This window comes from Paraburkholderia sp., assembly GCF_047605525.1.
In the GTDB taxonomy this organism is placed as follows: domain Bacteria; phylum Pseudomonadota; class Gammaproteobacteria; order Burkholderiales; family Burkholderiaceae; genus Paraburkholderia.
Genome location: NZ_JASGFN010000026.1, coordinates 14,409 through 35,327, shown reverse-complemented (window position 1 = coordinate 35,327; position 20,919 = coordinate 14,409). Strand labels below are relative to the sequence as shown.

Annotated in this window: 17 protein-coding genes; 10 read left to right on the top strand and 7 right to left on the bottom strand. The window is 64.9% G+C overall.

Going from position 1 to position 20,919, the window contains the following annotated elements:
• Positions 1–172 precede the first annotated feature (172 nt).
• From QM685_RS29600 to QM685_RS29585, 4 genes are all read left to right on the top strand, one after another.
• Complete coding sequence (locus QM685_RS29600) at positions 173–1,627, top strand: PLP-dependent aminotransferase family protein (RefSeq protein WP_415122123.1); 1,455 nt, start codon at positions 173–175, stop codon at positions 1,625–1,627.
• Positions 1,628–1,765: 138 nt separating this feature from the next.
• Complete coding sequence (gene htpG / locus QM685_RS29595; protein WP_415122121.1) at positions 1,766–3,664, top strand: molecular chaperone HtpG; 1,899 nt, start codon at positions 1,766–1,768, stop codon at positions 3,662–3,664.
• A 123-nt stretch (positions 3,665–3,787) separates the two neighbouring features.
• Entirely contained in the window at positions 3,788–4,486 is a 699-nt protein-coding gene (locus tag QM685_RS29590) for a chorismate--pyruvate lyase family protein (protein ID WP_415122119.1), read from the top strand.
• Complete coding sequence (locus tag QM685_RS29585; RefSeq protein WP_415122117.1) at positions 4,486–4,962, top strand: DNA-deoxyinosine glycosylase; 477 nt, start codon at positions 4,486–4,488, stop codon at positions 4,960–4,962. The genes QM685_RS29590 and QM685_RS29585 overlap by 1 nt, the downstream gene beginning before the upstream one ends.
• Before the next feature lie 76 nt (positions 4,963–5,038).
• On the opposite strand, the gene QM685_RS29580 is transcribed toward QM685_RS29585, so the two are convergent.
• Together QM685_RS29580 and QM685_RS29575 are read right to left on the bottom strand one after the other, a co-directional pair.
• On the bottom strand, positions 5,039–5,347 hold the full coding sequence (locus tag QM685_RS29580) for a type II toxin-antitoxin system RelE/ParE family toxin (protein ID WP_415122115.1): 309 nt from the start codon (positions 5,345–5,347) through the stop codon (positions 5,039–5,041).
• Complete coding sequence (locus tag QM685_RS29575) at positions 5,344–5,622, bottom strand: YlcI/YnfO family protein (protein WP_415122113.1); 279 nt, start codon at positions 5,620–5,622, stop codon at positions 5,344–5,346. Before QM685_RS29575 ends, QM685_RS29580 begins: the two co-directional genes overlap by 4 nt.
• 523 nt (positions 5,623–6,145) lie before the next feature.
• Between QM685_RS29575 and QM685_RS29570 the strand changes: the two genes are divergently transcribed.
• The gene (locus tag QM685_RS29570) at positions 6,146–8,386 is read left to right on the top strand and encodes an NADP-dependent isocitrate dehydrogenase (protein WP_415122111.1); all 2,241 of its coding nucleotides are present in this window, start codon (positions 6,146–6,148) and stop codon (positions 8,384–8,386) included.
• A 79-nt stretch (positions 8,387–8,465) separates the two neighbouring features.
• Here QM685_RS29570 and QM685_RS29565 read toward each other — a convergent pair whose 3' ends face one another.
• Complete coding sequence (locus QM685_RS29565; protein ID WP_415122301.1) at positions 8,466–10,733, bottom strand: beta-glucosidase family protein; 2,268 nt, start codon at positions 10,731–10,733, stop codon at positions 8,466–8,468.
• A 223-nt stretch (positions 10,734–10,956) separates the two neighbouring features.
• Here QM685_RS29565 and QM685_RS29560 point away from each other — a divergent pair, with 223 nt between their 5' ends.
• From QM685_RS29560 to QM685_RS29540, 5 genes are all read left to right on the top strand, one after another.
• On the top strand, positions 10,957–11,985 hold the full coding sequence (locus tag QM685_RS29560; RefSeq protein ID WP_415122109.1) for a helix-turn-helix domain-containing protein: 1,029 nt from the start codon (positions 10,957–10,959) through the stop codon (positions 11,983–11,985).
• A gap of 95 nt (positions 11,986–12,080) precedes the next feature.
• The gene (locus QM685_RS29555) at positions 12,081–13,016 is read left to right on the top strand and encodes a spermidine synthase (RefSeq protein WP_415122107.1); all 936 of its coding nucleotides are present in this window, start codon (positions 12,081–12,083) and stop codon (positions 13,014–13,016) included.
• A 397-nt stretch (positions 13,017–13,413) separates the two neighbouring features.
• Entirely contained in the window at positions 13,414–13,653 is a 240-nt protein-coding gene (locus QM685_RS29550) for a DUF3311 domain-containing protein (RefSeq protein ID WP_415122105.1), read from the top strand.
• Entirely contained in the window at positions 13,653–15,203 is a 1,551-nt protein-coding gene (mctP, locus tag QM685_RS29545; RefSeq protein WP_415122104.1) for a monocarboxylate uptake permease MctP, read from the top strand. The genes QM685_RS29550 and mctP overlap by 1 nt, the downstream gene beginning before the upstream one ends.
• Positions 15,204–15,330: 127 nt before the next feature.
• Positions 15,331–16,455, top strand: a complete 1,125-nt coding sequence (locus QM685_RS29540; protein WP_415122103.1) for an FUSC family protein — start codon at positions 15,331–15,333, stop codon at positions 16,453–16,455.
• A gap of 70 nt (positions 16,456–16,525) precedes the next feature.
• On the opposite strand, the gene QM685_RS29535 is transcribed toward QM685_RS29540, so the two are convergent.
• The 4 genes from QM685_RS29535 to QM685_RS29520 all read right to left on the bottom strand — a co-directional run bounded on the left by QM685_RS29535 (position 16,526) and on the right by QM685_RS29520 (position 20,901).
• Entirely contained in the window at positions 16,526–16,945 is a 420-nt protein-coding gene (locus QM685_RS29535; RefSeq protein WP_415122102.1) for a VOC family protein, read from the bottom strand.
• Between the two features lie 299 nt (positions 16,946–17,244).
• Positions 17,245–18,198 (bottom strand): transaldolase, encoded by a 954-nt coding sequence (gene tal, locus QM685_RS29530; RefSeq protein ID WP_415122101.1) that lies wholly within the window; start codon positions 18,196–18,198, stop codon positions 17,245–17,247.
• A 224-nt stretch (positions 18,199–18,422) separates the two neighbouring features.
• Positions 18,423–19,655, bottom strand: coding sequence for a benzoate/H(+) symporter BenE family transporter (locus tag QM685_RS29525; protein WP_415122100.1), 1,233 nt, complete (start codon positions 19,653–19,655; stop codon positions 18,423–18,425).
• Positions 19,656–19,725: 70 nt separating this feature from the next.
• A complete protein-coding gene (locus QM685_RS29520; protein WP_415122099.1) occupies positions 19,726–20,901 on the bottom strand; it encodes a vWA domain-containing protein in 1,176 nt (391 codons plus the stop codon).
• Positions 20,902–20,919: the final 18 nt, after the last annotated feature.

Below are 20,919 nucleotides of genomic sequence, written 5' to 3'. Positions count from 1 at the left end.
GCCACGCCGCTTAAAGGCTGCGCTGCCCGGGGTCGTAAGCATAACCGTTTGCCGGATCGGCGGGCCATGCGGGCGGTTGGCGGACCAAGGCCCGGCATTCAATGTAACGATCAAGACCTGCACAGTAACGGTACAATCGACGCGATACTGTTCGGTACAGTTGGAGCCCGTCATGTCCGTCCCGCTTGCCCAGATTCCCGCCCCGCACGACACCGCGTCGCTGACGCTGGTCGAACAGCTCGTCCAGTGGGCGCGCCGCCGCATCGAGGAGCGCGTATTCCGCCCCGGCATGCGCATGCCGTCGATCCGCAAGCTTGCGCTCGACAAGGGCGTGTCGCGTTTCACGGTGGTCGAGGCGTACGAGCGGCTGGTCGCGCAGGGCTTTCTGGAGTCGCGGCGCGGCTCCGGCTTCTACGTGCGCGAGCGCCACGGCGGCGCGGCGGTCACCGAGCTGCGGCCGCGCGCCGAGACGCTGCCCGCGCCGGTCAATATCGACGTCGTCTGGCTGCTGCGCAACATGCTGCATACCGGCGCGCGGCCCGAGCGCAGCCCCGGTCTCGGTTATCTGCCGGCCCGCTGGCTCGACGGCGACCTGATCACCAACGCGCTGCGCACGCTCGGCCGGCAAAGCGGCGCGCAGATGCTCGGCATCGGCACCGCGCAGGGTTTTCTGCCGCTGCGCCAGCAATTGCAGACGCGGCTGGAAGAGCTGGAGATCGGCGCGTCGCCGGAACAGATCGTGATGGTGTCGGGCATCACGCAGGCGATCGACCTGATTTCGCGCATCTACGTGAAGCCGGGCGATGCGGTGATCGTCGGCGATCCGGCGTGGTTCCAGATGTTCGGCTGCTTCGCCGCGCAGGGCGCGCGGCTCGTCGGCATGCCGTACACGCCGGACGGCCCGGATCTCGATGCGCTGGAAGCACTCGTGCAGGAATGGCGACCGAAAATGCTGGTGATCAACTCGGTGCTGCAGAACCCGACCGGCACGTCGCTCTCCGCCGCGCAGGCGTTCCGCATCCTGCGTCTGGCCGAGGCGTACGACTTCATCGTCGTCGAGGACGATATCTACGGCGACCTGTGCCCGCCGGGCTATCCGGGCACGCGGCTCGCGAGCCTCGATCAGTTGAAGCGCGTGATTTATCTCGGCAGCTTCTCGAAGACGCTCGCGCCGAATCTGCGGGTCGGCTTCATCGCGTGCGCGCCGGAAGTCGCGATGGTGGTCAGCAACCAGAAGATGCTGGTCGGCATGACGAGCCCCGAACTCAACGAGCGCGTGATCTACAAGATCCTGACCGAGGGCCATTACCGGCGGCACGTCGAGCGCCTGCGCGCGCGGCTCGACGGCGTGCGCGAAAAGGCCGTGCGGATGATCGAGAAGACCGGCATGAAGCTGTTCCTGACGCCGACCGCCGGCATGTTCCTGTGGGCCGACACCGGCGTCGATGCCGGCGCGCTCGCCGCGGCCGGGCACGAAGCCGGCTATCTGCTGACGCCCGGCGGTCTCTTTTCGCCACAGCAGTCGCCGAGCACGTGGATGCGCTTCAACATCGCCAACTGCGGCGATCCGGAACTACCGGCGTTTTTCACCCGCTATCTCGACGGCGTCGCGCGGCGCGCCTCTTGAAACCGCGCCGGAGCGTCCCCATTTGCGCGGACGATCCGGCACAGCCCGGCTTTCAAGCCAGGCCGGAGCCCGGCCCGAACTCCGCTTCGAGGCCGTCCGAACCTATTCGCAACAGAGAGAACAGAGAGGAATCCGACCGTGGCACAAGAAACCATGAGCTTTCAGGCAGAAGTGAAGCAGCTTCTGCAACTGATGATCCATTCGCTGTACAGCAACAAGGAAATCTTTCTGCGCGAGCTGATCTCGAACGCGTCCGACGCGGCCGACAAGCTGCGCTTCGAGGCGATCGAAAACAGCGCGCTGTACGAGAACGATCCGAACCTGCGGATCCGCGTGTCGTACGACAAGGCCGCGCGCACCGTCACGATCGACGACAACGGCATCGGCATGAGCCGCGACGAAACGGTTTCGCACCTCGGCACGATCGCGCGCTCGGGCACCAAGGAATTCTTCGGCAAGCTGTCGGGCGACCAGCAGAAGGACGCGGCGCTGATCGGCCAGTTCGGCGTGGGCTTCTACTCGGGCTTCATCGTCGCGGACAAAATCACGGTCGAAACGCGCCGCGCCGGCTTGCCGGCTTCGGAAGGCGTGCGCTGGGAAAGCACGGGCGAGGGCGATTTCGCGGTCGAGCAGATCGAGCGCGCCGCGCGCGGCACGACGATCACGCTGCATCTGCGTGCCGATGAGGACGAGCTGCTGTCGTCGTATCGCCTGAAGTCGATCATCCAGAAGTACTCGGACCACGTCGCGCTGCCGATCCTGATGAAGAAGGAAGAGTGGGACGCGGAAAAGAGCGAGATGGTCACGAAGGACGAGGACGAGACCGTCAACCAGGCCAGCGCGCTGTGGACCCGCGCGAAGAACGACATCACCGAAGATCAGTACAAGCAGTTCTACCAGCACATCTCGCACGATCATCAGGATCCGCTCACGTGGACCCACAACCGCGTCGAAGGCCGCAGCGAATACACGCAGTTGCTGTATGTGCCGGCGCACGCGCCGTTCGACCTGTGGAACCGCGAGCAGCGCGGCGGCCTGAAGCTGTATGTGAAGCGCGTGTTCATCATGGACGACGCCGAGCAGTTGCTGCCCGCGTATCTGCGTTTCGTGAAGGGCGTGGTCGATTCGGCCGATCTGCCGCTGAACGTATCGCGTGAAATCCTGCAGGAAAGCCGCGATGTGAAGGCGATTCGCGAAGGCGTGACGAAGCGCGCGCTGTCGATGCTCGAAGAACTCGCGAACGCCGACAACGATGCCGACAAGGAAAAGTACGCGGGCTTCTGGAAGGAATTCGGCCAGGTGCTGAAGGAAGGCATCGGCGAAGACTTTGCCAATCGCGAGCGGATCGCGAAGCTCGTGCGTTTTGCGTCGACGCATACGGGCACGGCCGAGCAGACTGTTTCGCTGGCGGACTACGTCGCGCGCATGAAGCCCGAGCAGACGAAGATCTACTACGTGACCGCCGACACGTGGCAGGCCGCGTCGAACAGCCCGCATCTGGAGGTGTTCCGCAAGAAGGGCGTCGAAGTGCTGCTGCTGACCGATCGCGTCGATGAGTGGATGCTGTCGTTCCTCAACGAATTCGACGGTAAGCCGTTGCAGAGCGTCGCGCGCGGCGATCTCGATCTGGGCGCGCTGAACGACGAGGAGAAGCAGGCGCAGGAGAAGATCGGCGAAGAGTTCAAGCCGCTCGTCGAGAAGATGAAGGAAGCGCTGAAGGACAAAGCGAAGGACGTGCGTCTGACGTTCCGCCTGACCGATTCGCCGTCGTGTCTCGTCGCCGACGACGGCGAAATGAGCGGCTACCTGCAACGCATGCTGAAGGCGGCGGGCCAGCAGGCGCCGGAGTTCCATCCGATTCTCGAAGTGAATCCGGAGCACGCGCTGGTGAAGGGCCTGCACGCGGACAGCGCGAATTTCGACGACTGGTGCCATCTGCTGTTCGATCAGGCGTTGCTGGCGGAAGGCGGTTCGCTCGAGGATCCAGCGAGCTTCGTGAAGCGGACCAATGCGTTGTTGCTGTCGCGGGCGGGTTGAGCTGGGGTTTGAGTTTGATCGGGAAATGCGCTGCTTCGGCAGCGCGTTTTTTTGCGCCTGGTGGGAAGACGGTGGCCTATGGTCACGAAATCCTGACCAACCGCGCCGTTATAATCCGACACCATGCCTAGCCGTTTCGATCCCGCCGACGCCCACTGGCGCGTTGCCTCCTTACCCAGCTTCAGTGCTGCCCAGAAAGACTGGCTGACTCGCGGTGGTTCGCTGACCGCGCACTTGCGCGTGCTCGGCGCGGTCGCGGTGCGCGTGACGCGCGAAGCCGTCGCGCTGCCGTGGCCGGACGAAGTGGCCGCGCTCGGACTCGCGCCGCGCGCGCCGGTGTGGGTGCGGGAAGTGGTGCTGTCGGTGGACGGTGTGCCATTCGTCGCCGCGCACAGCGTAACGCCGCGCGCGGCGAGCGTCGGCGTCTGGCAGGCCACGCGACGGTTGCGCACGCGGCCGCTTGCGGAGCTGCTGTATAGCGATAGCAGTGTCGCGCGATCGTCGCTGGTGAGCCGCAGGGTGGGGGAGCGGCATCCGTTGTATCGGCTGGCGGTGCGTGAAATTGATGGGGTCGCTCCGCATGTTCTCGTCGCGCGCCGCTCGGTGTTCGAGCGGCATGGGGAGCCGTTGATGGTCACCGAATGCATGTTGCCGGCGTTGTGGAGCCATCTGGTTTCCTCGAGCGGGGCGGGAGGTTCGGGTGCGGGCGCAAATGCTGATCACGTCGCGCATGCGCGCATCCGTGAGCACGGCCGTCCGCTCGAGCACACCGCGTCGCGCGCGCATGTCGCGCCGCGCACTTCTGACGTCCGGAGCCGCTGATGTTGCGCGGTTTTCCACCCGTGGTCGCGGCTGATACTCATACGTTGATTCTGGGGAGTTTTCCCGGTGAGGCGTCGTTGGCCGCGACGCAGTATTACGCGCATCCGCGCAATCAGTTCTGGCGGCTTCTGGGCGCGGTGCTCGAAGAACTCTCGCTCCACGAACTCCCTTACGAACAACGCCTCACGCGCGTGTTATCCCACGGCATCGGCATCTGGGACGTGCTCGATGCCTGCCATCGCGAAGGCAGTCTCGATTCGGCAATCCGTAACGCACAACCGAATGACTTCGCGTCGTTGCGAGAGCACGCGCCGTTGCTGAAGAAGGTTTGCTTCAATGGCAAGACGGCGGGGCGGTTTGCGGAAGTGATTGGGGCGGCGGGGTATGAAACGCTCGTGTTGCCTTCGTCGAGCCCGGCGAATGCCATGCTGCGGTTCGAGCAGAAACTGTCGTGCTGGCGGGAGATTCTTGCCTGACGACAGACGGCGCAGCGTGATGCGATGCGTGGGCTGACGCGAGGCTCGCGCGACCGATTACCGGATCTATTCCTGCTCAGTGGTAATCGCTTTCCCGCTGATGGCGCACCGCAAGGATCGTTACAGTCCGATCATCGTCGATCTCGAACAGGGCAACATATCCCGATGCGCCGAACGGAATGATCAGTTCCCGCAGAAACGGCATTGATGGATGTGCTTTTCGGCAAGTGAACGGCGACGACTCCAAAGTGGAGATTCCGGCGGTAATGGCCACAAGCGCGCGGGCAGCGAATTCGACGTCGGCATCGTCGCGATCGACAATAAATCCATAAAGACGGTCCAGATCATCTGAAGCCTTACGCGTGAATCGAACCTCGTACGTCATCGAGACTTCCGCTTGGTTTTGCGAAGGACGTCGAGTCGCCGCCCGAGTCTCTCCAGCACTTCGGACGAGGGCAGATAGTCACCGGTACGCCGTGCCTCTTCACGCGACGTGATGCCACGGGCAATGAATTCACTTTCATTGAGACGCCGTTCAACGCCCTCGCGGATCGATTGTTCGACGAAACCCGATAGCGTTTCTCCGTCGCGGAGGACGCTTTCGGCAGCATCGCGCAGTTCCGGTTCGACCCGGATGGATGGGAAGGTAGCGGATTTCATCACGTCTCTCGAAGCATCGCAATTGCGATGCATTATCCGCCCGCGGCCATCCAGATGCAAGCCGTCTGTTCGATAGCGTGAGTACCCCTCGCTTACCAAATAACGTCTGAAAACGTTCCCGACCCGCTCAACCACAAACGCCATCCACCTGACAACGTTTCCATACCGCACGTTCGTTCACATTCCGAAGCATCGGCGAACGCAATCATCAGACCGGCCGCCGCGTGCGCCTCACCTGACATCAACACCCACCCCCTCTCCACACCGCTTCCCCCGCGCCGCACAACCCCCGCTTTTCCACGCCCCCGAAAATGAGGCAGAATCCGGTCGTGCTACCCGCTGCGCGAAGCAGGCCGTCGTGTTCGCCATCCCGTTCCGCTTTTGTGAACCCCGGCCCGGCGGCGGCGCCATTGACGCGCGGCGGTTCTGTCCTCCGTGTCGTCCGAATCCCGGTCGACGTGTGTGCATCCTGCCCGGATGACGCATGCGAGATGTCTTCCAACTGCCTGCCCAGAGCCCAGCAATGACGACCCAGAAACCGACCATCATCTACACCCTCACCGACGAGGCCCCGCTGCTCGCGACCAGCGCGTTTCTGCCGATCATCCGGGCCTTCACGGCGCCGGCGGGCATTCGGGTCGACACCAGCGATATTTCGGTCGCGGGCCGGATTCTCGGCGAGTTCCCCGAGTTCCTGACCGACGCGCAGCGTGTGCCCGACAACCTCGCGGAACTGGGCCGCCTGACCCTGCTTCCCGACACCAACATCATCAAGCTGCCGAACATCAGCGCATCGGTGCCGCAGTTGATGAGCGCGATCAAGGAATTGCAGGCGAAGGGCTACAAGGTGCCCGACTATCCGGAAGATCCGAAGACCGACGAAGAGAAGGCGATCCGCCAGCGCTATTCGAAGTGTCTCGGCAGCGCGGTGAACCCGGTGCTGCGCGAAGGCAACTCGGACCGCCGCGCGCCCGCCGCGGTGAAGAATTACGCGCGCAAGCATCCGCACAGCATGGGTGAATGGAGCATGGCGTCGCGCACGCACGTCGCGCATATGCGCCACGGCGACTTCTATCACGGCGAAAAGTCGATGACGCTCGATCACGCACGCGACGTGAAGATGGAACTCGTCACGAAGAGCGGCAAGACCATCGTGCTGAAGCCGAAGGTCGCGCTGCAGGACGGCGAGATCATCGACAGCATGTTCATGAGCAAGAAGGCGTTGCTCGCGTTCTACGAAGAGCAGATGGAAGACGCGCGCAAGACCGGCATGATGTTGTCGCTGCACGTGAAGGCGACGATGATGAAGGTGTCGCACCCGATCGTCTTCGGTCACGCGGTGAAGGTTTTCTACAAGGACGCGTTCGCGAAGCACGGCAAGCTGTTCGAGGAGCTCGGCGTGAACGTCAACAACGGCCTCGTCAATCTGTACGAGAAGCTCGAGACGTTGCCGGAATCGAAGCGCGAGGAAGTGATCCGCGATCTGCATGCGTGCCACGAGCACCGTCCGGAACTGGCGATGGTCGACTCGGCCAAGGGCATCTCGAACCTGCATGCGCCGAACGACGTGATCGTCGACGCGTCGATGCCGGCGATGATCCGTATCGGCGGCAAGATGTGGGGCGCCGACGGCCGTCCGAAGGACACCAAGGCCGTGATTCCGGAGAGCACGTTCGCGCGCATCTACCAGGAGATCATCAACTTTTGCAAGACCAACGGCAACTTCGATCCGGTCACGATGGGCACCGTGCCGAACGTGGGGCTGATGGCGCAGAAAGCGGAAGAATACGGCTCGCACGACAAGACCTTCGAAGTGCCGGAAGACGGCGAGGCGCGCATCGTCGATCTGGCGACGGGCGAGGTGCTGCTCACGCAGAACGTCGAGGAAGGCGACATCTGGCGCATGTGCCAGGTCAAGGACGCGGCGATCCGCGACTGGGTCAAGCTGGCCGTGACGCGCGTGCGCAATTCGGGCACGCCGGCCGTGTTCTGGCTCGACCCGTATCGCCCGCACGAAGCGGAGCTCATCAGGAAAGTCGAGACCTACCTGAAGGATTACGACACCACCGGCCTCGACATCCAGATCATGTCGCAGGTGCGCGCGATGCGCTACACGCTCGAGCGCGTCGTGCGCGGGCTCGATACGATCTCGGTCACCGGCAACATCCTGCGCGATTACCTGACGGACCTGTTCCCGATCATGGAGCTGGGCACGAGCGCGAAAATGCTGTCGATCGTGCCGCTGATGGCGGGCGGCGGGATGTACGAGACCGGCGCGGGTGGCTCGGCGCCGAAGCACGTGAAGCAGCTCGTGGAAGAAAACCATCTGCGTTGGGACTCGCTCGGCGAATTCCTCGCGCTCGCGGTGTCGCTCGAGGAACTGGGCATCAAGACCGGCAACAACAGGGCCAAGATTCTCGCGAAGACGCTCGATACCGCCACCGGCAAGCTGCTCGACAACAACCGCAGCCCGAGCCCGAAGACCGGCGAGCTGGACAATCGCGGCAGCCAGTTCTATCTCGCGATGTACTGGGCGCAGGAGCTGGCCGCGCAGACGGACGACGCGGAACTGGCCGCGCGCTTCGCGCCGCTCGCGACGCAACTGACCGCCAACGAGCAGACGATTCTCGCGGAGCTGGCATCCGTGCAGGGCAAGCCGGCCGACATCGGCGGCTATTACAAGCCCGACTTCGACAAGCTCGATGCGGTGATGCGTCCGAGCCGCACGCTCAACGAGGCGCTCGCGGCGGTGCGAGCGGAGTAGGGTGAAATGAAGCGGAGCCGCCCGCCGGGCGCGGGCGGCTCGCCGCTGTAGCTTGACGGGGCGCAACAGCGCCCTTCGCTCAATGCCCCGCGATTGTCACCGATGTCGTCAACGCATTCGGATCGCGCGAAGAAGCCCCCGCTATCAACTGATAGACCCCGCCATTGAGCTTCCACGCATGGTTGGTCGCATCCCACGTGGAAAGCAGCTTCGGCGCGATCGAGAGGCTGACCTGCTGCGACTGTCCTGCTTGCAGCGCAACCTTTTGCCAGCCGACGAGGCGTTTCGGCGGTTCCCCCAAACCACCCGGCAGCGCCGCATAGAGTTCGGCGATTTCCGCGCCTGCGCGCGAGCCGGTATTTTTCACGGTGAAGGTCACGGTCACGTTGCCGCTCGCATCGACCTGGGCATCGAGGCCCGAGTACGCATAGCTCGTGTAGGACAGGCCGTACCCGAACGGAAACAACGGCGCGATCTGCTTGCCGTCGTACCAGCGATAGCCCATCAGGAGCCCTTCGCTGTAGTTGACGGTGGTATCGGTCGCGGAGATCGTCTGCTGCGGAAGATCCGCATCCTGCACCGGGAACGTGATCGGCAGCTTGCCCGACGGGTTCACGTCGCCGAACAGCAGATCGGCAATCGCCTGTCCGCCCTGCACGCCCGGATACCATGCTTCGAGCACGCCGTGCACGTTGCCGAGCCACGGCATCAGCACCGGGCTGCCGTTCTCGAGCACGACGATCACGCGTTTCGCCTGCGCCGCGACCGCGGTAATCAGCGCGTTCTGATCGTAGCTCTGGTTGTAGCTGTCGGTCTTATTGTCCGGCAGGCTCAGGCTCGGCAGATCCGCGCCCTCGGTTTCCCATTGCGTCGCGAACACGATTGCCACGTCCGCCTTCGCGGCGGCGGTGGCCGCGGCTGCCGGGTCCGTGCCATCGACGAACGTCACGCTTGCGTTGGGCGCCTTGGCCTTGATCGCATCGAGCGGCGCGGACTTGTACCACGTCGCGCAAGTGCTCAGCAGCGCAGAGGGCGACACGCAACCGGACACCGCATTGCCCGCGGCCGCCGGCACGGCGCCCGAACCGCCGCCCGACAGCACGCCCGCATCGGCATGACCGCCGATCACGACGATCGACGAGAGCCCCGCCGCGTTCAGCGGCAGCACCGGCTGACTATCGCCGCTGGCCACCGCGTTCTTCAACAATACCGACGATTGCTGCGCGACCTGCAGCGCGAGCGCATTGCCCGCGGTCTGATCGACGGCGCCGCCGGGTGTCGGCGGCGCATCGAACACGCCGTAGCGGATCATCGTGCGAAGCTTGCGCTGCACCATGTCGTTGAGCCGCGACATCGGCACGTTGCCGGCATTGACGGCATTCGCGAGCGCCGCGTTGAAGTACGACGTGATCGTAAAGCCCGCAATCGACCCGCCGCCGCCGATATCGCCGGGCTCTTCCTCGTCCAGGCCGGCCAGCGCGGAAGCCACCGTGCTATGCGTGGCGGTCCAGTCGGACTGCACGACGCCCTTGAAGCCCCACTCGTTCTTCAGCACCGTGGTCAGCAGATAGGGGTTTTCGCACGCATACACGCCATTCACCAGGTTGTACGAACACATCACGTTGCCGGGCGAGCCTTGGGTGACGCCGATCTCGAACGCGAGCAGTTCGGTTTCGCGCATCGTGCGTTCGTCGACTACCGAGTTGCTGGTCATCCGGTTCGTCTCCTGATCGTTCATCGCGTAGTGCTTGATGGTCGCGATGACCTTTTGCGCCTGCGTACCGATCGTGCGCGCGGCGCTCATCGTGCCGCTCAGCACCGGGTCTTCGCCCATGTACTCGAAGGTGCGGCCGTCGCGCGGTTCGCGCGCGAGGTTCACGCCCCCGCCGAGGCCTTCGCCGTAACCCAGCACGCGCAGCTCGGTCGCGATGCGCGCGCCGTACTCGTTCGCCAGATTCGGGTCCCAGCTTGCCGCGAGCGCCACCGGCGCGGGCAAGGCCGTCGCATTCGAATTCGCGACGTTGACGCCGCCGGCCGAATCGGCCATCGCCAGACCCGGAATGCCGAGTCGCGCAATGCCGGGGATATAGCCGGCGCCGTTGACGCCGGCCGGATACGGGCCGCCGAGACCCGCGTTCGGGATGCCCACGCCGTGCACGAGCTGGATCTTTTCGGCGGTCGTCATTTGCCCGACGAGCGCGGCGGCGCGCGCATCGGCACGCGCATCGGGATCGGTCGGCAACGGCGGTGAACTGACGTCGCTGCCGTTGCCGCAGGCGGCGAGCACCAGCGCGACGCCGCAGGCGATCGCGGTTACGGCAAAGGGAATCGTCAGTTTCCTTGTCATCATCTCGCTCCGTGTTGTCATTCTGTGTGAGGGGTTGTGTGTCGCATCGCTTTATCTCGCGGGCTACCGGCACGCGACGTGTCCTGTTACGCTTGGCGCTGGCGGTATTACGCCGTAAGAAATTCTAGGGATGCGTCCAAAACGCGCTTGACCGACGGGTGCAGCAATTGACCGATGAGGGCTCAGGAAAACCCGCGGACAGGGTTCAACCGGAGGAGGCACAGTGGAGTTGCGCCAGAAGACCGTATCAGCACGTATCTATCGCGGATTGCTCGACGCAGCGGAGCGCCAGGGTCTCGATCCCGCGAAAGTCGCACACGACATCGGCATCGACGCGGCCGATATCGCCGCGGCGGACGCGCGCGTTTCCGGCGACAGGCACGTCGCGATGCTCAGGCTCGCGGAGCGCAGCATGCCGCAAGGCGCACCCGACGGCGATGTGTCGCAGTGTCTGCTGTATTTTCCGGAGCTGGCCGGGGTGCTCTGCAACTGCCCGACGCTGCGCGATGCATTGCGCAATTACGTCGCGTATCGCGACCTGATCGGCAATGTCGACTGGCTCGTCATGCAGGAACACGGCGATCAGATCGCCTTCGAGTATGTGGTGGAAGGCGAAGGCCGCGATGCATCGAGCGCGCTTGGCAATTTCGCGCTGATCGCGAGCGTCGCGAAGCTCTACGATGAAAGACTGCGCGTGCGCGACGCGGGCATTACCGGCGCGCGGCCGGGGGCCGTCGCGGCGCTGGGCGGCGCCCTGGGCGCGCGGGTCGAACTCGATCAGGCGTGCAACCGGATGGTGTTGCAGTCGTCGGCGCTGGATTGCGCGTTCGAGGTCTACAACGCGCCGCTCTCGAAGATTCACCTGCATGCCGCGCATGAGATGCTGCGGCGGATTCGCGAGCGGGGGCGCTTTTCTCCGACGGTCGAGCGGTGTCTGCGCGACGTGCTGCGCGAGCAGGCGGACGCGCTCGCGCCGAAGAGCTTGCAGTCGATCGTCTGCGAGCGGCTGTCGCTGACGCGCTGGACGCTGCAGCGAAAGCTCGCGGCCGAGCAGAAAACCTTCAGCGAAGTGCTGATGCAAACGCGTATCGACGAAGCGCGGACGCTGCTCGCATCCACGCCGATGTCGATCAGCGAGATCAGCGAACGGGTCGGTTTCGCGTCGACGACGGCCTTCACTCGATTCTTTTCTCGCGCGTGCGGGGCTCCGCCCGCGCGTTATCGGGGGCGGTATCGGAGCGGTGGGCTGTAGCTCCAGCGCACCGTGCGCGGATCGTCTCCGGCAGGTGCGCTGAATGCTATGCTCTCGTTCGACCAAAAATTGCGCCTGGAGCGCGACATCCTCACATGACGACACTGATCAAGCGCGCTTCGGCCGAGGCGCGCGCTTTCCGCAACCGGGACGCCGACGCCATCGGCGGTAAGCAAAAGATGACGCGCAAAGCCATTCGTAAGACCGCGCGCCACGATAACCGCGCGGCCGACCGCGACCTGCACGACGCGCCGCAAATCGAAACGCCGCGCAAGCCGCGTTTCGCGCCGGTGACGTTCTCCGAAGAGGGCGGCGTGCGCTACCTGCATTTCGGCACTGAATGGGTGCAAGGCGCGATGCGTCTGCGTAAGCCCGATCACATCGAACTCGAATACGCGCAGCAGATGATGGCCTGGCTGCTGTTCCTCGAGACGCCGAAGCGCATCGTGCAGCTCGGGCTCGGCGCGGCGTCGCTGACCCGCTTCGCGCATCGCTTCCTGAAGCGCGCGAAGGTCGAGGCCGTCGAGGTGAACCCGGCGGTCGTCGTGGCCGCGCGCACGATGTTCGAGCTGCCGCGCGACGACGCGCGTCTGACCATCCACGAAACCGACGCGTGGGACTTCGTCAACGACCGCGCGAATCACGGCACGATCGGCGCGCTGCAGATCGACATCTATGACGCGACCGCGCGCGGTCCGGTGCTCGACAGCGTCGGCTTCTATCGCGCGGCGCGCGCGTGTCTGACCGATGCGGGCGTCGTCACGGTGAATCTGTTCGGCGATCATCCGAGCTTCGTGCGCAACATGAAGCGCCTGAACGAAGCATTCGACGGCCGCGTGGTCGCGCTGCCGGAAGTGCACGACGGCAACCGCATCGCGATCGCATTCTCGGGCCCGGCGTTCGACGTGCCGTTTGCCGCGCTCGACGCGCGCGCGAAACTGATCGAAGCGCAGCTCGGCTTGCCGGCGCGCAAGTGGCTCAAGGGGCTGCGGGAATCGACGGGACAGACGGGCGCGTCGTTCACGATCTGACGCTCGCCGCCATCAGGTTCGCGCAGGCGCTGGGTTGACTGACGCATCGTCGGCGAACAGAGGCGGGGCGGCCGGGCCGGTGCACCGGCAGACCCGGCCCGCCGCTTCGGGTCGCCCCTTCAGCGGGTACGCCGGGCGTCTGCCGGACGTCTATCCGGGGCGGCGGCTTCTGTCCGCGACATCTCCGATTCCACCCGCACCGCCTCATCGGCACCCCCACCGCGTTGCCCCGGCTTGTTGCGCCTCGGGTCGTCCCTGCTTGACCGGGCGTTCGCGGCTCCTATACTCTTTCGAAGCTTTCGGGGTGCCCGTGGCTATCCGCGGGTCGACCACCCGCCGCGAGTTCCACTCCCGTCGACCACGGGCAGATAAATTCAAAATAGGAAGAGGAGACGTCATGGCTCACGACGCCGACGTGAAGAAAGCCAGCAAGCACTGGCTATGGCTATTGCTGCTGCCCTGGATCGCGATGATCTGGGTGCCGTTCTACAACCGGGTCGAGCCGCAACTGTTCGATTTCCCGTTCTTTTACTGGTATCAGCTTCTGTGGGTGCTGATCAGCGCGGTCATCACCGCGTTCGTCTACTACAAGACCAAATCCCGCTATACGGGTCGTTCGAATGGGGGCGCACAATAATGAACCCCATTGCAACGTTCGTCTTCGTTCTGTTTTTCATCGGCGTTACGATTCTCGGCTTCGTCGCGGCCCACTGGCGGCGCGGCGATCTCGCCCATCTGGAAGAGTGGGGCCTGGGCGGCCGGCGCTTCGGCACGATCGTCACGTGGTTCCTGCTCGGCGGCGACCTGTACACCGCCTACACGTTCATCGCGGTGCCGGCGCTCGTGTTCGGCGCGGGCGCGACCGGTTTCTTCGCGCTGCCTTACACGATCCTGATCTATCCGTTCGCGTTCGTCGTGTTCCCGAAGCTGTGGAGCATCGCCAAGCGTCACGGCTACGTGACCTCGGCGGACTTCGTGTCGGCGCGCTACGGCAGCCGCATGCTCGCGCTCGCGATCGCGGTGACCGGCATCGTCGCGACGATGCCGTACATCGCGCTGCAACTGGTCGGTATCGAAGTGGTGATCGGCGCGCTCGGCTTCGACACGACGGGCTTCGTCGGCGACCTGCCGCTGATCATCGCGTTCGCGATCCTCGCGGCCTACACGTACACGTCGGGCCTGCGCGCGCCGGCGATGATCGCGGTGGTCAAGGACATCCTGATCTACGTGACGATCTTCGCCGCGATCATCGTGATTCCGCCGCAACTGGGCGGCTTCGGCCACATTTTCGGCGCGGTGCCGCCGGCCAAGCTGCTCTTGAAGGCGCCGGACGTGTCGAGCCTGAACGGCTATAGCGCGTATGCGACCCTGGCGGTGGGCTCGGCGCTCGCGCTGTTCCTGTATCCGCACTCGATCACCGCGGTGCTGTCGTCGAAGTCGGGCAACACGATCCGCCGCAACATGGCGCTTCTGCCGGCTTACTCGCTGGTGCTCGGCCTGCTCGCGCTGCTTGGCTTCATGGCGCTCGCGGCCGGCGTGAAGGACATGCCGGAATTCGTGCCGTACTTCAAGGCTTTCGGCCCGAACTTCGCGGTGCCGGCGCTGTTCCTGCACTTCTTCCCGTCGTGGTTCGTCGGCGTCGCGTTCGCGGCGATCGGTATCGGCGCGCTGGTGCCGGCGGCGATCATGTCGATCGCGGCGGCGAACCTGTACACGCGCAACGTGCACAAGGAGTTCATCAACCGCAACATGACGCACGAGCAGGAGACCAACGTCGCGAAGCTGGTCTCGCTGATCGTCAAGGTCGGCGCGGTCGCGTTCATTCTCGGCCTGCCGCTCACGTACGCGATCCAGTTGCAACTCCTCGGCGGCATCTGGATCATCCAGACGCTGCCGGCGATCGTGCTCGGCCTCTACACGCGCGTGCTCGACTACCGCGGCCTGCTGATCGGCTGGGCGGCCGGCATCGCCACCGGCACGTGGATGGCGATCTCGCTGAAACTGGCCGGCTCGATCTTCACGATCCACCTGTTCGGCATGGCGATTCCGGGCTACGCGGCGGTGTGGTCGCTGATCGTGAACCTCGTGGTGTCGGTCGTCGTGAGCCTGATCGTGCGCGCGATCGGCATGCAGCATGCCGAGGACCGCACGCGTCCGGAAGACTATCTGGACGTCGTCGAAAGCTGATTCCGGAGCCGTTTTACACTTTGAAAATACGGCGCCCGCGGACGAAAGTTCGCGGGCGTTTGTATTTGGTGCGCACTCCAGGGCAGGATAGCGGAACCGTCCCTTCACGCGTTCGTCGCGCGCCGCCATGGCTGCTGCCGATACTCCTACCGTGATCCCACGCCGCGCGGCGCTCAGCCGGATGGTGCGCGCGGTCACGTCGCCGTATTACCGCTACCGGCACGCGAAGGTGCTGCACAGCCTGCGCGTCGGTCTCGCGATGATCGTGTCGATTCTCGCGACTTCCGGCATCCATATTCCGCATGGCATCTGGGCGTCGGTCACGCTGCTGGTCGTGATCGGCGGCTTGCAGCATCACGGCAATATCCGCAAGAAGGCGGCCGATCGCGCGGCCGGCACGCTGCTCGGCGCGGGGATCGGCCTCGTGCTGATCGTGCAGCAGAACCTCATCGGCTCGCTGCCGCTCACCTATGTGCTGATGGCGATCGTCGCGGCGATCTGCGCGTGGTTCGCGATCGGCTCGTCCGGCTATATCGGGCTGCTGACGGCGATCACGATGTGCATCGTCGCGGGCCACGGCGACAATCTGATCGACACCGGCCTGTGGCGCACCCTGAACGTGCTGATCGGCATCGTGATCGCGCTGGCGTTTTCGTTCGCGTTTCCGCTGCACGCGACGTACTCCTGGCGCTATGGGATCGCCGCCAATCTGCGCGAATGCGCGGGGATCTACGCGCGGCTGCTCGACGGCGAGACGTTGGCCGAGGAAGAGCAGGTCAAGCGCTTCCTGCGGATCAACAAACGGCTCGTGCAGTTGCGCTCGCTGATGCCGTCGGTCGCGAAGGAAATCGACGTGCCGCAGGCGAAGCTCGAGGAGATCCAGCGGTTGCATCGCTCGGTGCTCAGCGCGATCGAACTGCTCGCGACCGGGCCGTTGATGGACTCCGATGCGGCAGCGCGCACGGCCTACGCCGCGCATTGCGGCGCCGAGGTGCGCGCCGTGCGCGGGATTCTGCTGTCGACGGCGCGCGCGCTGCGCTTCGGCCGCCCGACGCGGCTCGGCATTCCGGCCGCGGCGCCGCTCGCGCGGGGACACGACAGCACGGCAGCCGCGTTGCCGCCCGAGTGGCAGGGGCCTTACTGGCTCGGTCAGCGGCTCGCGGAACAGGTGGACCGGCTGCGCGCGCTCCTGCTCGAGACCGAGCCGAACTGGAATATCGAGCGGCAGGGGCGGCGTTTGCGCGGCGCGTAGGCGGCTTCGCTTCCTGCGCGGTTGGCCTTGCCCCCCGGCTGCCGGCTCCGTCTTCGGCCGTCCTCGCGCGTCAGTCCTGCGGCGGCAGCGAGACCATCCACGTCAGGCCGAAGCGGTCCACCACCATCCCGAAGCCCTTGCTCCAGAAAGTCTGCCCGAATGGCATCGCGACCTTGCCGCCGTCGGCCAGCGCGTTGAAGCATTTTTCCGCCGACGCGCTGTCTTCGACGGTCAGCGACAGCGCGAAGCCGTTGAACGGACCTGCCGCGGGGTCGCAATTGCCGTCGGAGGCCATCCACGTACTGGAACCCAACTGCACGCTCGCGTGCATGATCTTGTCCGCGAGTTCGGGGCGCGGCGGGTTGTTCGGGTCCGGCGGCGCTTCCTTGAACAGCATCTTGAAGGTCACCTGCGCGCCGAGTTTTTCGGTGTAGTAGTCGAGCGCTTCCTCGCAGCGGCCATTGAAAAACACGTAGGGCTGAAGGTTCATGATCGTCTCCTGAAAAGGCCGCGCGCGGGTTCGGCGCCGTCGTTCTCCGGCGTCCCAGCGGCGGCAAGGGTGTGGAGTCGATTGTAGTCGCGTGTCGCGCGTGGATTGTGACGTTATGTCGTAGGATGCGCGCCCGGTGTGGGTTCGGCACCCGTGGCGGGCGCGTGCGGGCTGTAAACGGCGAGCGACCCTGAATCGCAAGATTCAGGGTCGCCTCCGTGCTGCGTTATCGAGCCGATGGTGCGTGGATCAACAGGTTACGCGGCCACCCGCAAGCGACGCCCGGCGCCTTCAACGCCTCAGCGCAGCGCGTCGATCAGCTTTTCCAGCTTCACGGCGTCCGCGGCAAACGTGCGGATACCTTCGGCGAGCTTCTCGGTCGCCATCGCGTCGTCGTTGACGAGGAAGCGGAACGACTTTTCATCGACCGGCACGCGCTCGATGTCCGTGTCGCCCGACATCTGCGGCGACAGCTTGCGCTCGATCCTGTCGGTGTTGTCTTGCAGCTTCTGCAGCAGTTCCGGGCTGATCGTCAGCAGATCGCAGCCGGCCAGTTCGAGAATCTGCGAAGTCGTGCGGAAGCTCGCGCCCATCACCTCGGTCTTGTAGCCGAACTTCTTGTAGTACGCGTAGATGCGGCGCACCGACTTGACGCCCGGATCGTTGGCGCCGCCGTCTTTCGCTTCGTCCCACGCGCTGCCGGCGCTTTTCTTGTACCAGTCGTAGATACGGCCGACGAACGGCGAGATCAGTTGCGCACCGGCTTCCGCGCAGGCCGCGGCTTGCGCGAGCGAGAACAGCAGCGTCATGTTGCAGCGGATGCCTTCCTTCTGCAGCACTTCGGCCGCGCGCACGCCTTCCCACGTCGACGCGAGCTTGATCAGCACGCGCTCGCGCTCGATGCCGTGCTCCTTGTACAGCGCGATCAGCTCGCGGCCCTTCGCGATCGAGCCTTCGATGTCGAACGACAGGCGCGCGTCGACTTCGGTCGATACGCGTCCCGGAATGATCTTGAGGATTTCGGTGCCGAACGCGATCAGCAACTGATCGATGATCGCCCCGACCGGCTTCGACGCATGCGCCTTCACGGTCTTTTCGAGCAGCGGCCGGTAATCGTCTTTCTGCACGGCCTTCAGAATCAGCGACGGATTGGTGGTCGCGTCCCGCGGCTTGTATTGCGCGAGCTGCTGGAAGTCGCCGGTGTCGGCCACCACGGTGGTGTATTGCTTCAGTTGATCGAGTGCGGTTGTCATGTTCGGGCCTTCAGGGCGCGTGTGCGCCGTGGTTCAGGGGAAATGAGGTTGCCGCCGCGCCGACCGGACCAGTCAGTGGAACCGGCCGGCGCCGGCGGCCGCGGGGCAAGCCGCGGCGGGTTCCGCGAAGTTGCCGGAACCCGCCGCCGGATACTTCTATTCTATGGCGGATCGTTCGCGAAGGTATGAAACGCGGGTATGAACCGCGCGGCGCGGCGATCCGTTCACGCGGGTTTTGTCCGCTGGCGCGCGCTCAGCACCAGTTGCGTCACCACGCCCGCGACCAGGCCCCAGAACGCCGAGCCGATCGACAGCAGCGTGAGTCCGGAGGCGGTCACCATGAACGTGACGAGCGCGGCCTCGCGTTGCCGCACGTCCTGCATCGCGTTGGCGAGCCCGCTCATGATCGAGCCGAACAGCGCGAGCGCGGCGACGGAAACCACCAGCGCCTTCGGGAACGCGGCGAACAGCGCGGCGATCGTCGCGCCGAACACCCCCGCGATCAGATAAAAAATGCCGCCCCAGACCGCCGCCATGTAACGCTTGCCGGGATCTTCGTGCGCTTCGGGACCGGTGCAGATCGCCGCCGTGATCGCCGCAAGATTGATGCCGTGCGAGCCGAACGGCGCGAGCAGCAGCGACGCGAGGCCGGTCGTCGCGATCAGCGGCGCCGACGGCGTCGTGTAGCCGTCCGCGCGCAGCACCGCGATACCGGGCACGTTCTGCGAGGCCATCGCGACGACGAACAGCGGAATGCCGATGCTGACGATCGCCGCGGCCGAGAACGCCGGCATCGTGAACACCGGATGCGCGAGCGCGACGTGAAAGCGGCTGAAATCGAGCAGCCCGAGCACGCCGGCGGCGGCCGTGCCGGCCGCGAGCGTCGTGACGATCGCGTAGCGCGGCGCGAACCGCTTGACGATCAGGTAGGTGAAGAACATCGTCAGCACGAGCGCGGTCTGGAACTGTGCGGCGCGGAAAATCTCGATGCCGATCTCGAACAGGATGCCCGCGAGCAACGCCGACGCGATGCCGGCCGGAATCTTCTTCATCAGCGAGTCGAACCAGCCGGTCAGGCCGACCAGCGTGAGCAGCGCCGCGCACACGATGAATGCGCCGATCGCCTGCCCATACCCGACATGCGGCAGCGACGTGACGAGCAACGCCGCGCCCGGCGTCGACCACGCGATCACGATCGGCGCGCGAAAGCGCAGCGACAGGCCGATCGTGCACACGCCCATGCCGATCGACAGCGCCCAGATCCACGACGAAATCTGCGCATCGCTCAGATGCGCGGCCTGGCCCGCCTGGAACATCAGCACCAGCGAACTGGTGTAGCCCGTCATCATCGCGACGAAGCCCGCGACGATCGTCGATAGCGAGGTATCGGCGAGCGGACTGAAACGCCCGGAAGGCGCGGCGGCGGGGGACAACTGGGGCGACGGGGGCGAACTCATGCGGATGCTTTCTTGCTTTCTTGTTGTGGAAGTCAAAGCGTGCAGACGTGGATGTCCGAACGGCGGGCGGTTACTTGCTCAGCATGCGCATGGCCGTCTCGAGCCCCGCGAGCGTGAGCGGATACATGCGGTGCCCCAGCACTTCGCGAATCGCGCTGACGGATTGCCGGTACGGCCACAGCGCTTCCGGCTCGGGATTGAGCCACGCGAAGTGCGGAAAATGATCGGCGAGCCGGCGCAGCCACACCGCGCCGGCCTCGGCATTGTTGTACTCGACCGAGCCGCCCGGCTGCAGCACTTCGTAGGGGCTCATCGTCGCGTCGCCGACGAAAATCAGCTTGTAGTCGGGCGTGAACTTGTGCAGCACGTCCCATGTCGGCGTGCGCTCGGCATGGCGGCGGCGATTGTTTTTCCACAGGAAGTCGTATACGCAGTTGTGGAAGTAATAGAACTCGAGATGCTTGAATTCGGCCTTGGCGGCGGAGAACAGCTCCTCGGTGCGCTTCACGTGATCGTCCATCGAACCGCCGACGTCGAGCAGCATCAGCACTTTCACGTTGTTATGCCGCTCCGGCACCATCCTGATGTCGAGCCAGCCGGCGTTCGCGGCCGTGCTGCGGATCGTGTCGGGCAGGTCGAGCTCTTCGGCCGCGCCTTCGCGCGCGAAGCGGCGCAGCCGCCGCAGCGCGACCTTGATGTTGCGCGTGCCGATTTCGATCTGGTCGTCGTAGTCGCGATACGCGCGCGCTTCCCATACCTTGACGGCCGTGCGATTGCCGGCCGCGTCGCCGCCGATGCGCACGCCCTCCGGGTTATAGCCGCCGTTGCCGAACGGCGACGTGCCGCCCGTGCCGATCCATTTGCTGCCGCCTTCGTGGCGCTCTTTCTGTTCGTCGAACAGTTCCTTGAGGCGCGCCATCAGCTTGTCGAGGCCGCCCATCGCTTCGATCCGGGCCTTTTCTTCCGGCGACAGATCGCGTTGCAGCTTCTTCTTCAGCCAGTCGAGCGGGATGTCGAACGCGAGCTCCGAGGTTTGCGCGACGCCGTTGAAATACGCGCCGAACGCCTGGTCGAACCTGTCGAAGTACTGCTCGTCCTTCACGAGCGTGATGCGCGCGAGGTAGTAGAACTCGTCGAGCGACGGCGCGATCACGTTGGCCTTGAGCGCTTCGAGCAGCGTCAGGTATTCCTTCACCGACACCGGCAGTCTGGCGGCGCGCAGCGAGTAGAAGAAGTCGATCAGCATGCTGGGTTCCTTGCGGCG